The sequence below is a fragment of the Pseudomonas sp. AM8 genome (assembly GCF_036346475.1).
In the GTDB taxonomy this organism is placed as follows: Bacteria; Pseudomonadota; Gammaproteobacteria; order Pseudomonadales; family Pseudomonadaceae; genus Aquipseudomonas; species Aquipseudomonas marginalis.
Window position 1 is genome coordinate 1 of record NZ_JAOTNX010000005.1, and the last position, 13,342, is coordinate 13,342.

Below are 13,342 nucleotides of genomic sequence, written 5' to 3' on the forward strand. Positions count from 1 at the left end.
GGTACGCCTAGGCGGATGAGCTGTTGAGTATCTTCAAGGGCAGCTGCCGTATCACCGTACCCGTCGAGAGGGAACTCACTTCAGAGTGCCGTTGGGGAATTCAATGCAAAGTGTTTCTGCATTTTTGGTATGGTGCAGCACATTTCCCAAGGACTGATCTTTCATCGCAGGATGCGGCGTCGACCTTCTTCAACGAGATGCTGTAGAAATGCCTGAACCGATACCGATTAAAGATCACGAAAAAGAAAACCGCCTGGTCAACAAGCGCCTGCTCGCTTGTGCGTTGTTGGTGATAGGCATTACGTGTGCCCTGGTGGGGCGTATGTATTTCCTTCAAGTCGTACAGTTCGACTACCACTCCACGATTTCTGAAAACAACCGCGTCCACGTGCTGCCCATCACTCCTACGCGCGGCCTTATCTATGACCGTAATGGCGTGGTGCTGGCCGATAACCGACCCAGCTACAACCTGACCATCACCCGCGAGCGCACCACTGACCTCAAGGGCGAACTCGACGCCATCGTCAACTTGCTGCACCTGCCTGTCGAAGACCGTGCGTTGTTCGACAAGGCCCTGAAGCAGGCACGGCACCCCTTCGTCCCCGTGACGTTGTTTTACGAGTTGACCGAAGAGCAAGTCGCATTGCTGGCGGTGAATGAGTTCCGCCTGCCAGGAGTAGATGTAGAGCCGCAATTCGTCCGTCACTACCCGCTGGGTGCGCATTTTGCCCACTCCATCGGCTATGTGGGGCGGATCAATGAGAAAGAATCCAAAGCCCTCGACTCGGTGGAGTACCGTGGCACGCAGTCCATCGGCAAAACCGGTATCGAGCGTTTCTACGAATCCGAACTGCATGGTCATGTCGGCTACGAAGAGGTCGAGACCAATGCCCAAGGCCGCGTACTCCGTGTGCTCAAGCACACCGACCCGATTCCTGGCAAAAATATCGTCCTGAGCCTCGACGTGAAGCTCCAGGAAGCTGCGGAAGAAGCCCTGGGTGATCGCCGTGGCTCAGTGGTTGCCCTCGATCCGCAAACCGGCGAAGTACTGGCCATGGTCAGTAAGCCGAGTTTTGATCCGAACCTGTTCGTCACCGGCATCAGTTTCAAGGAATATGCCGCCCTGCACGACTCCATTGACCGGCCGCTCTTCAACCGTGTCCTCCGGGGGCTCTATGCGCCGGGCTCGACCATCAAGCCGGAAGTGGCCATCGCTGGCCTCGACAGCGGTGTCGTCACCCCACAGACCCGTGTATTCGACCCCGGTTACTACCAGCTCCCCGACTTTGACCACAAATACCGCAATTGGAACCACAGCGGCGACGGCTGGGTAGACATGGACGCTGCCATCATGCGTTCCAACGACACTTACTTTTACGACCTTGCTCACAAACTCGGCATCGACCGTCTGCACGACTACCTGGCGGAGTTTGGCCTGGGCCAGAAAGTCTCCCTGGACATGTTCGAAGAGTCCGCTGGCTTGATGCCATCCCAGGCTTGGAAGCGCGCCACGCGGCGCCAACCCTGGTTCCCGGGCGAAACCGTGATCCTCGGCATTGGCCAGGGGTATATGCAAGTCACTCCGCTGCAATTGGCCCAGGCCACGGCGTTGATCGCCAACAAGGGTGTGTGGAATCGCCCGCACCTGGCCAAGACGATCAATGGTGAGCCGCCGGTGGACCAGAATCCAATGCCCAACGTCGTCCTCAAGGATCCGCGTGATTGGGAGCAGGTCAATCACGGTATGCAGTTGGTGATGCATGACCCGCGAGGTATCGCCCGGGCTGCCGCACAAGGCGCGCAATACCGCATTGCCGGCAAGAGCGGTACTGCGCAAGTGGTTGCGATCAAGCAAGGTGAGCGTTACAACCGCGAAAAAACCCTGGAGCGCCATCGCGACAACGCGTTGTTCGTTGGCTTCGCTCCGGCCGAACATCCGAAGATCGTGATTTCGGTGATGATCGAAAACGGTGAGGCCGGTGGTCGCGTCGCGGGTCCGGTGGTGCGGCAAATCATGGATGCGTGGCTACTCGACCAGGACGGTCACCTGAAGCCGCAATATGCGACGCCGGCAAAAGCGCCAGGTGACCCCCACGTCTAAATCATGCCTTCCACTCGTCCCATTGCTCTATGCCTTCATGGTCAAGCCAGGGCACATCATGGGCCATCCAGATGTGCGAGGTGGGCCTGACGCCCGGATCATCGTCCAGCGTCGCCACCCGCACGATCACATGGGGCTGATGCCCACGTTCTGCTATCAGATGTGAGCCACAGCGCGAGCAGAAATGCCTGAGCTTGCCCGGCGAAGATTCAAAGGACGCCAACAGTTCCGCCCCCAGCGTCCAGCGAAAATGCTCGCGCATTACTCCTGCGGTGGCGACAAACGGTGCCGCATGTATTTTGCGGCAGCTTGCGCAGTGGCAGTGGCTGATAGGCATGTCCAACTGGTCCACCTGATAGCGGACACCTTTGCAGAAGCAACTTCCATTCAATGGGTCAGTCATAAACGTATTGCCGGTTCAAGGACGGGGTCATCATGATTGCTTACAACCTGAGGTTGCGCATTATTTGGTGTCGCCTACTGTCAATGGAGGAGGTGACTTATGCACGTATTAGATCGCATTGAGCGAAAAGTTCTGCTGAACGCTTCACGTAAACAGGTCTGGGAAGCGCTCACCAATGCCGAGCAATTCGGTAATTGGTTTGGCATCGCCCTCAAGGGCAAAGCCTTTGTGGCAGGGGAAACCATAGAGGCGCCGATTACCTACCCAGGTTACGAACACGTGATCTGGAAAGCCAAAATCGAACGCATCCTGCCGCAAACGTTGTTCTCTTTCTGGTGGCACCCCTTCGCGGTAGAAAAGGGCGTCGACTACGACAAGGAAACCCCGACACTGGTTGAATTCACCATTGAGGATCGGGCGCCGGGCATTTTGCTGCGGGTGGTTGAATCCGGTTTCGACGCGGTGCCGGAGGCTCGTCGGCAAAAAGCCTTCAAGATGAATTCCCGTGGCTGGGACGAGCAGATGGGCAATATCGAAAACTATTTGAGCAAAACACGTCGGGCGTGAGCTGGAGAAATGGCACCATTGCGGTGCCCGCTTTCGCCGCCTTTAGAAGTCCACCGCTTGCGTGCGCGTTTACCTGCCGCGTTTGCGCAGATGCCGCGTAGAATCAACGCCTGAAAGCTATTCCAGAGGTGCGGTACGGTGGATTTACAGCAGGGTTTTGTCCTGACCCGGCATTGGCGCGACACCCCGGCGGGCACGGAGGTCAGTTTCTGGCTGGCCACAGATCAAGGACCACGGTTTATCCGCCTACCCGTGCAGACCTCGGTGATGTTTATTCCCGAGGTCCATCGCAAGCCGCTGGATTGGTTGCTCAAGGGCGAACGCGATATCGAATTGCGCCCGCTGCAACTCTGCGATTTCCATCACCGCCCGGTCCTGGGCCTTTACACGCGCCAGCACCGCCAGTTGATGGACGTGGAAAAGCGCCTGCGCGCCGCCGGTGTCGACGTCTACGAAGCCGATGTACGCCCGCCCGAGCGCTACATGATGGAGCGTTTCATCACCGCTCCGGTCTGGTTCGGGGGTACAGCGGATGCCGGTGGCGCCCTGTGCGACGCGCAGATGAAGCCCGCGCCCGACTACCGCCCGCCGCTCAAGCTGGTGTCCCTGGACATCGAGACCACCGCCCAGGGCGACCTCTACTCCATCGCCCTCGAAGGCTGCGGCGAACGCCAGGTGTACATGCTCGGCCCGCCGAACAAGACTGACGCGGTGGATTTCAAGCTCGACTACTGCGACACCCGCGTCCAACTGCTCGAGTGCCTCAACCAATGGCTCGCCACCCATGACCCCGATGCAATCATCGGTTGGAATGTGGTGCAGTTCGACCTGCGCGTACTCCACGAACATGCCCAGCGCCTCAACGTACCGTTGATGCTCGGTCGCGGCGATGAGCCCATGGCCTGGCGCGAACACGGCAGCCGCAACCATTACTTCGCCGCAGCGGCGGGGCGTCTGATCATCGACGGTATCGAGGCCCTGCGTTCGGCCACCTGGAGCTTCGAATCCTTCAGCCTGGAAAACGTCGCGCAAACCCTGCTCGGCGAGGGCAAGGACATCTCCACACCGTATCAACGCATGGACGAAATCAACCGCATGTTCGCCGAGGACAAGCCCGCCCTGGCGCGTTACAACCTCAAGGACTGCGAGCTGGTCACGCGGATTTTCGAGAAGACCGAACTGCTCAAGTTCCTGCTCGAACGCGCCAGCGTCACCGGGTTGCCGGCCGACCGCAACGGCGGCTCGGTGGCGGCGTTTACCCACCTGTACATGCCGCTGATGCACCGCCAGGGCTTCGTCGCGCCGAACCTGGGCGACAAACCACCCCAGGCCAGCCCCGGCGGGTTTGTCATGGATTCGCGTCCTGGCCTCTACGAATCGGTGCTGGTGCTCGATTACAAAAGCCTTTACCCGTCGATCATCCGCAGCTTCCTGATCGACCCGGTGGGCCTGATCGAAGGCCTCAAGCACCCCGACGACAGCGACTCCGTCGAAGGCTTTCGCGGTGCACGCTTTTCTCGCACCCGGCACTGCCTGCCGGCCATCGTTGCGCGTGTCTCCGAAGGTCGCGAAGAGGCCAAGCGTGAGCACAACGCGCCGCTGTCCCAGGCGCTGAAAATCATCATGAATGCGTTCTACGGCGTACTCGGTTCCAGCGGTTGCCGCTTTTTCGATACACGACTGGCTTCGTCGATCACGATGCGCGGCCACCAGATCATGCGCCAGACCCGCGAACTGGTTGAAGCCCAGGGGTATGAGGTGATCTACGGCGACACCGACTCCACCTTCGTGTGGCTCGGCAGCGCGCATTCCCAGGACGACGCCAGCCGTATCGGCCAGGCGCTGGTCAAGCACGTCAACACCTGGTGGCGTGAGCACCTGCACAGCGCGTTCGGCCTGCAAAGTGCCCTGGAGCTGCAATACGAAACCCACTTCAGCCGCTTCCTGATGCCGACCATTCGCGGCGCGGAGGAGGGCAGCAAGAAGCGCTACGCCGGCCTGGTGGTACGTGCCGACGGCAGCGAAGAGATGATCTACAAAGGCCTGGAGACCGTACGCAGCGACTGGTCGCCCCTGGCCCGCCGGTTCCAGCAGGAACTCTACCAGCGCATCTTCCACCGCCAGCCCCATCAGGACTACATACGCGACTACGTGCGCCGCACCTTGAGCGGCGAGTTCGATGAACTGCTGATCTACCGCAAACGTCTGCGCCGTCAACTGGATGACTACGAGCGCAACGTGCCGCCCCATGTACGCGCGGCGCGCCTGGCCGATGAATACAACGACCGCCTGGGGCGCCCGCGCCAGTACCAGCGCGGCGGCTGGATCCGCTATGTGATCAGCGTCAACGGCCCCGAACCGCTGGAAGTACGCCAGGCGCCGATTGATTACGACCACTACGTCACCCGGCAATTGCAACCGGTCGCAGATGCCATCCTGCCGTTCGTGAGTGACGATTTCAGCACCCTGGTCGGCGGGCAAATGGGCTTGTTCTAAAATTCTTGATTCATCCAATGGAGGAAAGGCTATGTACACACTCTATGGCATCGACGAATCCGGCTCCTGCATGATTGAAATCGCCCTGCAACGGTGCGCGGTACCATGGCGACGGGTGGACGCCGCCTCCTGGGCCGACGGCGAGGGCAGTGATGAGCTTGCCCGTATCAACCCGCTCAAACAGGTGCCCACCCTGGTTATCCCCGATGGACAGGTGCTGACGGAAAGTGCCGCGATCCTGATCCACCTGGGCCTGGCGTTTCCCGATGCGCATCTGCTGGGCGGCGACCGTGACCAGATCATCCGCGGCCTGGTGTACATCGCGGCCAATTGCTATTCGGCGATTGGCATCATTGACTACCCGCAACGCTGGGTGGGCAATGCCGATGAAGCGGTGCAGGCGCAATTGGTCGCGGGCACGCGTCGCTATCTGCATCAGGCCTGGGTGGTGTTTGCCGAACAGTTTGCCGGCCAACTGTTCGCGTCCAACGGCGAACCGAATGCGCTGGGCATCATGGCGGCGGCGGTGTCGCGCTGGGATGAGGCGCGTGAGGCCTTGACTGCCCTGGCGCCAGGCTTTGCCCAGACCCTGGCGCAGGTGGATGCCGACCCGATCGTGGCGCCTGTCTTTGCCCGCCATTGGCCGGGCTGGAAGGTCTCGTAATGTTTGTGCAATCAAGGGAAACAATGCCGCATGTCGCCGCCAAGCCCTTGCGGAGCGGGCGTCCTGACCTACGCTTTCTGAACGCGGTGTAGGAATCATCCTTGAATTTGACTGTCGCAGACATGAAACTCAAGAACCCTGCATGGAATTCAAAGGAGGTGCGCATGCTCATCCGGTCGCTGACCCTGGCTACCTTGATGGCTTTTACGGGGCCGCTGTTGGCTGCTGATGATATCAACCCGCTCAAGCAGGACCTGGGCAAAGCCCGGCCACTGGTGGTGGTGGAGCTTGATTCCGGCAACGACACACTGGCGACCCTCAAGAAACAACTGGACGAGCCTGCCACCAAGCAGTCCTTTGAAGAGCGCAGCATGGTGTTCTACACCGTGAAGTTTGGCAGCATCGGTGCCGAAGGGGAGAAGTTCGCCAAGGACCCCAAGGACAACAAGAAGCTCACGCCGCCCGAGACCAATGCGCTGATCCGCGCCCTCAAACTGGGTGCCGGCAGCGGCACCAAAGTGATCCTGGTGGGCAAGGATGGCGAGAAGAAAGTCGAGAAGACCGTGCCGCCGGATACCCTCGATTTGAAAGAGTTTTTCAGCGCCATCGACCAGATGCCGATGGCCGAGAAAGAAACCGCCGCCGCCCCGGAACCCGAGCCCGTTGCACCGGCTCCGGCCAAGGGCGCCAAGCCGGCGAAACACGCCGGCAAGCCCGCCGCGCAACAACTGGATGACTGAACCCGATACCCGGTAGGAGCACGCTCGCTCCTACCGTTATCTGGCAGCCTTGCGCAGCGGAAATGGAAAGTAGAAAAACCGCAGGAATGCCACCCGCTTGATCACTTCCCCGATCAACAACGGCACCACTACCGCCACCACAAAACCGATGCAGGCCGCGACAAACGCGTGCAGCCCCAGACGCTCCATCAAATCGAATGTCTTGTGCTGGATCTCCCCATGGAAGATCAGCAGGATCAGGGTCGACTGGCCGATGTAGGTCATGACCCGGGTGATCAGGGCCGACGCCATCAGCACCCGCGCCAACGCCCAGCACAGGTACACCCCAATCACCGCCAGCAGGCTGGTCCACAGCCAGTGGTCGTAGCGACGCTGCGCCAGGTCCATGGTATCGCCCCGGTAGAGGAACACCGCCGCGAACAGCGCCACCGACACCAGCAGGGTCAGCAGTGACCCCGCATGGGTACGCAGCCAGTCACGCAGCAGGTAGCCGTAGACGAAACACGCACTGCTGATCAGGGTGATATCCAGGCTGAAGGGCAAGCCGGGCAGCACCCAGGTTTGCCCGCCGAGAGTCACCGGCAGTTGCCAGAACCACGGCAGCATCCAGATGCCGATCAGCAGCGGCACCAGCATCACTGCACAGCTCACCGCCAGCGGCAGGCGCTGAATCAGCCGCAGTACCGCCCAACTGAAGAGGATCGCCACCCAGAAGTGCGGCAAAAACCACAGCGCCTGCCAGGGGATGGTGTCCACCGAGGCGTACAGCACGCCGCCGATATCCGGCAGCAGCGGTTGGCCGCGCAGCACATCGCGCACGATCACATACACCAGCATGGTGAAGAAAAACGGCTTGAGCAGGCCGTCGGCCTTACGCACCGCCATCTCGACAAACGGCTGTTCAGGTTTGAAAAACACCCCCGACAGAAAGAAGAACAACGGCAGTACGAACGACGCCAGGATCGGGTACATCAAGTCCGGCGACGTGGCGACAAACCAACTGTGGGCGTACACGATCACCAGGATGCCGATGCCCTTGGCGATATCCATTTGAATCCAGCGATTTTTCACCTGAGTGCTCCCGATCTATAAACTCCACCGCCCCTGTAGGAGCTGGCTTGCCAGCGAAGAACGCAAGTGCACCACGTGCATCCAGAATGCCCGCGTTATCGTTGACGATTTTCGCTGGCAAGCCAGCTCCTACAATAAGCGTCATGCCTTGCGCCACGGCTTGAGCCACAGCCCCATGCCGAGCAGCACCACGGCGCCCGCCAGGGTGCTCAGCCCCAGTTGCAGCCACACGCCCTCAATACCAAACAGCATCAGCGCCGCCAGCCCCATCAGCAGTGCACTGAGCAGCCAGTGCCGGGCCCAGGGCAGGGCGTCGAGCAAGGCCTGGCGCTGCATCAGCAACAGTGCGGTGCAGAGCACGCCGGCCAGTGCGGCCAAGGGGATGCCGGCCAGGCCGAACACCCAGGGCAGCGCTCCCAGCAACAACACGTTGACCAGGCTGCCGAGCAACTCGCAGCGCAGCGGCTGGCGCGTATCGCCGGCGGCGTAGGCATAGCGCGCGAGCAAGGCGTTCCAGGCGCCGAACACCAACGGCACGGCAAACCAGGCCAGCAGCAGCGGCAACGGCGAATCCGCCGATTGCCTGGGCAGCAGCAGCGCCACTAGGCTCGGGGCTGCCGCCACCAGGCCGACACCGGCAGGCAGGGTCAGTACGCTGGCGGTTTCCAGGCCGCGCTTGAGCAGGGCCAGGCGCTCATCGCCCTGACGGCGGCTCATCATGCCCAGCAGTACCTGGTTGAGACTCATCAGCGCAATCAGCGGCAGGTTCATCAGCTTGCGCGCCAGGTTGACCCAGGTCACCGCGCCTTCGCCCAGCAGCGATGCCACCAGCCGCTCGATCAGCGCCAACCCCTGGCTGGCGCCATTGCTCAGCAACAGCGGGCCGATGCGTTGGCCCAGCTCCCGCAGGGGCGCGAAGGACAGTTGCCAGTGCCACGGCCGCCAGCCTTGGCGCCACACCGAGGGCAACAGCGCCAGCGGCATCAACAGGCTGCCGGCCAGGCAGGCCAGGGCCAGCGCGTGCGGTTGGCTGGTAGTGCCCGCGAGGGCGAGGTACGTCACCGGTGGCAGGTTGAACAGCAACGAGCCCAGCCCCGCGAGGACAAAACGTTCGCCGGCCTGCAAGGGAATGCTGAACAGCCCATGCAACATCAAGCCCGGCACACACCAGGCGACGATCTGCAGGTTGCTGCTGGCCAAGACTGTGGCGGTGTCGGCCAACCCCGGGCCGAGCATTTGCACCAGCCACGGCGCCAACAGCGTCAGCAGCAGGCTGATGACCAGCGCGATCAGCAGCAACGCCGGGAACAGCACCGCCAGCCACTCCAGGCGTTCGCCATGCTTGCGTTGCAGGTACAAGGGCAGCGCGGCGGCGCTCAGCACACCGCCGGCCAACGACATGCGCAGCGCTTCCGGCAAAAACAGCGCGATCAGGAAGGCATCGCTGCGCTCTCCGGCGCCCCAGGCCGCCACCAGCAACCATTCACGGGCAAATCCCAGGCACAGGCCCACCAGGGTCGCCAGGGTCAGCCAGGCGGCGGAGCCGAGCATCAGGGCCGTGCCCCATCAGGCAAGTGTTTGCGGTAGGCCACGGTCTTCACTTGCGGCAGCCGCGCCGGAAACAACCGCCGCGCCTCCAGTACATTGATGCCCACCATCAGCCAGAACAACGCCACCATCACCACCGCAAAACTGAAGTAGTGGTCGAACAGGCCGCTGACCAGCGCCGACAGAATCCCGCCGGTGGTGCCCAGCCACAGGGCATTGTCCTTGGTCAGGCGGATCGGGCCTTTTTGCGGACGCGCCTCACGCCACCAGCGCACGGTCACCGCCACAAAGAACAGCATGCCGACGATGCCGGTCTTGTAGATGAAGTTCAGCCACAGGTTGGAGATCCCCAGCAGGTGGGTACCCGGTACCGGCGGGTCAACCTTGAAGCCGATCCCGAACGGATAGGACACCACCGCCTGCGGGAACATGCGGTACTCGTCGAACCGCACTTCGGTACTGGCGTTGTCCGACGAGAAAATCGTCGCCAGGCGTTCCTGTAACGGTGGGTAGGCCATTACCAGTGCCACGGTCAGCGCCGCGCCGATCATCAGCAGGCGCCCGGTGTAGGGCACGCGGCGCGTAGCCATCCACACCAGCACCAACGCCAGGCTGACCATCGCGCCGCGGCTGCTGGCCAACAGCAACGCGGCCGCGCCCAGGCAGGCGACGCCCAGGCCCAGCGCACGTTTCCAGCCCTGTTCGGTCACGCCGAAGCAGAAGGCCAGGGGCAGCAGCAATGCCATGATCCCGCCGATGGCATTCGGGTGCATCCACGGCGAACCCATGCGCGAAGACATGGCCTCCAGGCCGAATTTCAACATGTCGAAGTTGCCGTAGTTGAACAACGCCAGAATCGGCGCAATGCCAGCCCCGGAGCGCGTGCGCACGAACACCGCAATCGACAGCACCAGCATCGCCAGGCTGCCCAGCAACAGGGCGATGACCAAGGATTCACGCTGCTTGCGGTCCACCAGCAACCTGGCGCAGAGAAACACTGCCGACAGGCTCAGCAACCAGCGCAGCCAGTTGGCCACGCCGCTGCTGTCGGCGTGGACGGTGACCTGGCCGACGATGAACGGGAACACGCTGAACAGCATCAGCCACAGCAGCATCTGGTCGGTGGGACGGCGGGTCAGGCTGGGCGTATCGGGCAGGCGGGCCAGGAAGTTGTGCCACAGCACCGCGCCCCAGGTCAGGGCCAGGATCGCTTCGCTGACGGTGCTGCGGATCCCCAGGTTGATAGTCGAGTACGGCATGAACGTGGCGATCATGGCGAACAACAACAGCCCCCACAACGGAAAGCGCAGGATGGTCACTGCCCCCGCCAGGCCGACCACGGCCAGGAACGCCTTGGCCGGCGACAGCAACAGGGCGAGGGCGCCAAACAGCAGGCCGAAGAGGATCGCGACGAGGCTTGCCAGGTTCACTCTCACTGAAGTTCCTCGATCAGTTCGGTCAGGCGCTGGCGATAGGCATGATGGTTGAAACGTTGCGCCCACAGGCGCCGTTGCTCGGCGCAGTCTTCATCCGGCCGCGCGCCCAGGCTGAGCATCAATTGCACCAGCGCCGGGCCATCGATGGGCGAAAAGCGCGGGGCCGACGGCGGGGTGATTTCATCCAGCGAAGTGCCGCTCGCCACCGCCACCGGCGTACCGACGCTCAGGGCCTCGATCACCGGCAGGCCAAAGCCTTCGGCATAGGACGGCTGCCACAGGCGTGACGCCTGGCGGTAAAGCGCCTGCAACTCGGCGTCCGACACGCCGCTCAGCGCACGAATCCCCGGCAATGTGCGCTGGGCTTCGGGCAAGTGTTCCAAACTGCCCACCAGCACCAACTCCGGCACCGAAGGGGATTGGCGCCGCGCCTGCTGCCAGGCGTCCACCAAAAACGGCACGTTCTTGCGCAACTCACGGGTGCCCACCAGCAGCCAGTAGTGCTCGGGCAATTGATGCCGGCTCATGTCCGCCACCAGCCCGGCAAAGCCATCGACCTGATTGGGCAGCACACGAATCTTGCCCACCGCCTTGGGAAACAGCCGCGCGGTTTCATCGGCGCTGTACTGCGACGGCGTCCACACGCGGTCGGCGCTGTGCACCGCGTAGGCAATCGACAGGCGATCGCTGGTCTTGTAGATCAGCGCCTTCAAGCGGTTGGCATGGTAGTTGTCCAGGGTGATCTGGAACAGGTCATGCAGCAGTACCACGGTGCGCAAGCCTTTCGGTTTGGGCGGCAAGGGGAGGCCCATGTTGAAGGTGCTGATGTACAGGTCGATACGCTCCTCGCGCAAGGCGCGGGGCAGAAAACCGGCCTCAAAGCGCAGACGATTCTGCGGCTGGTGCATGGCGGTCTTGGCACAGCCCCACGCCGGGCAGTGGGCCTGCAGGCGCGTTTCATCGCCCAGTGGTGCCACGGTAAACCGTTCAAGTTCAATGCCCGGCAAGGTGTGCAGGGCGCTTTCCAGTGCATACACCTGGCGGCTGATGCCCGATTGCGGCGAGGTGCCGACGGTGCGGTAATCCAGGCCTATACGCATGCGGGCTCCCTCTGGCTCAGCGGTACGAGGGTGGCGTACACCTGCTCCAATTGGCTGGCGGCGACGCTCCAGTCATGGGCGCGGCGTACGTAGGCGCGGCCCGCCTCACCCATGGGCGCGGCGGCTTCAGGGCATTGCAGCAGGCGCACCACGGCATCGGCCAGGTCGTCGGCGCTTTGCCCACCGAGGTAGTCCAGGCCTTCCACCAGGTCCAACCCCGACACGCCTTGTTCGGTGCTGGCCAGCGGCAGGCCGGCGGCCAGGGCTTCGAGCACCTTGAGCTTGGAGCCGCCGCCGTGGCGCAACGGCGCCAGGAACACCGAACAGCTCGATTGCAGGTCGAGCAGGTTGGGCACGAAGCCTTGCCACTCGATACGCGGGTCTTTCCAACGCTCGCGCCAGCTGCCGGGCATGCCGAAGCCGCACACGCTCATGCGCGCATCCGCACAGCGCGCCCAGACCTTGGGCAGGATTTCATCCAGGGCCCATTCGATGGCGTCCACGTTCGGCGCGTATTCATAGTTGCCGAGGAACAGCACGCGGCGTGTCGACGGGTCGGGATGGGCGGCGGCGAAGTGATCGCAGTCCACGCCATTGACCACCACCGGTACGGGTTTGCCGGCGATTTTTTCCAGGACGTGCGCATCGTTTTGAGTGACCGCCACCACCTGCGCGGCCTGGCGCATCACCCGGCGTTCCCAGCGGGCATAGCGCCATTGATCGTAGCGAATGAACGGCAGCGACCAACGCGGCAAACGGTCGTAGGTGGCCGCGCCCAGGGCCGACTCCACATTGTGTTCGGTCAGCACAAAGGGCTGTGATTTACGCGCCAGCGCATCTTCGTAAGGCTGGAAACTGTAGCTGTGCTCGATCTGCACCACGTCCCACTGCTCACCCAGCAACCAGTTGAAGGTGTCCTGCAACTCGCCCGCCAGCCCATTCACGCTGGCCAGCAGCGGGTAGGGTGCAAACAGCCCCGCCACCAGGGTCTTGAGGCTGCGCAACGGCCGGCGCGGCAGGATGATCAACTGTTCGACAAACGCTTCCAGCACCTGGCGGTCGGCAAGGGACACCGGATGCTTGTCATGCAGCAGCAAGGTGAGCCGATGCCCCCGCGCCGCCAGGCTGCGCAGCAGGTGGAACTGGCGCGTCTTGCCGCCGCTGGTGGCGGGCCAGGGCGAGTAGGGCAGGATCCATAAAATGCGCATGGCGGGCC

The 13,342-nt window shown here is 62.4% G+C and carries 11 protein-coding genes; 5 read left to right on the forward strand and 6 right to left on the reverse strand.

The window, feature by feature from the left end:
- Positions 1–208 precede the first annotated feature (208 nt).
- Positions 209–2,101, forward strand: a complete 1,893-nt coding sequence (mrdA, locus tag V3W40_RS13725; protein ID WP_065926889.1) for a penicillin-binding protein 2 — start codon at positions 209–211, stop codon at positions 2,099–2,101.
- A 1-nt stretch (position 2,102) separates the two neighbouring features.
- On the opposite strand, the gene V3W40_RS13730 is transcribed toward mrdA, so the two are convergent.
- Positions 2,103–2,504 carry a GFA family protein gene (locus V3W40_RS13730; RefSeq protein ID WP_330215157.1) on the reverse strand — a complete coding sequence of 134 codons (402 nt, stop codon included), beginning with the start codon at positions 2,502–2,504 and terminating at the stop codon, positions 2,103–2,105.
- A 99-nt stretch (positions 2,505–2,603) separates the two neighbouring features.
- Here V3W40_RS13730 and V3W40_RS13735 point away from each other — a divergent pair, with 99 nt between their 5' ends.
- The 4 genes from V3W40_RS13735 (at position 2,604) to V3W40_RS13750 (ending at position 6,971) form a co-directional block, all read left to right on the forward strand.
- On the forward strand, positions 2,604–3,071 hold the full coding sequence (locus V3W40_RS13735) for an SRPBCC family protein (protein ID WP_323147250.1): 468 nt from the start codon (positions 2,604–2,606) through the stop codon (positions 3,069–3,071).
- Between the two features lie 138 nt (positions 3,072–3,209).
- Complete coding sequence (locus V3W40_RS13740; RefSeq protein WP_330215158.1) at positions 3,210–5,567, forward strand: DNA polymerase II; 2,358 nt, start codon at positions 3,210–3,212, stop codon at positions 5,565–5,567.
- 31 nt (positions 5,568–5,598) lie between these two features.
- Positions 5,599–6,231: a glutathione S-transferase family protein gene (locus V3W40_RS13745; RefSeq protein WP_065926893.1), complete on the forward strand. Its 633-nt coding sequence runs from the start codon at positions 5,599–5,601 to the stop codon at positions 6,229–6,231.
- A 164-nt stretch (positions 6,232–6,395) separates the two neighbouring features.
- Complete coding sequence (locus tag V3W40_RS13750; protein WP_065926894.1) at positions 6,396–6,971, forward strand: DUF4174 domain-containing protein; 576 nt, start codon at positions 6,396–6,398, stop codon at positions 6,969–6,971.
- Between the two features lie 36 nt (positions 6,972–7,007).
- On the opposite strand, the gene V3W40_RS13755 is transcribed toward V3W40_RS13750, so the two are convergent.
- The 5 genes from V3W40_RS13755 to V3W40_RS13775 all read right to left on the reverse strand — a co-directional run bounded on the left by V3W40_RS13755 (position 7,008) and on the right by V3W40_RS13775 (position 13,334).
- On the reverse strand, positions 7,008–8,042 hold the full coding sequence (locus V3W40_RS13755; protein WP_137212920.1) for an acyltransferase family protein: 1,035 nt from the start codon (positions 8,040–8,042) through the stop codon (positions 7,008–7,010).
- Between the two features lie 141 nt (positions 8,043–8,183).
- Positions 8,184–9,593, reverse strand: coding sequence for a murein biosynthesis integral membrane protein MurJ (locus tag V3W40_RS13760; protein ID WP_330215159.1), 1,410 nt, complete (start codon positions 9,591–9,593; stop codon positions 8,184–8,186).
- Positions 9,593–11,020, reverse strand: a complete 1,428-nt coding sequence (locus tag V3W40_RS13765; RefSeq protein ID WP_027603097.1) for an O-antigen ligase family protein — start codon at positions 11,018–11,020, stop codon at positions 9,593–9,595. Before V3W40_RS13765 ends, V3W40_RS13760 begins: the two co-directional genes overlap by 1 nt.
- A 2-nt stretch (positions 11,021–11,022) precedes the next feature.
- On the reverse strand, positions 11,023–12,126 hold the full coding sequence (locus tag V3W40_RS13770) for a glycosyltransferase family 4 protein (RefSeq protein WP_065926897.1): 1,104 nt from the start codon (positions 12,124–12,126) through the stop codon (positions 11,023–11,025).
- Positions 12,117–13,334 (reverse strand): glycosyltransferase family 4 protein, encoded by a 1,218-nt coding sequence (locus tag V3W40_RS13775; protein ID WP_330215160.1) that lies wholly within the window; start codon positions 13,332–13,334, stop codon positions 12,117–12,119. Before V3W40_RS13775 ends, V3W40_RS13770 begins: the two co-directional genes overlap by 10 nt.
- Positions 13,335–13,342 lie beyond the last annotated feature (8 nt).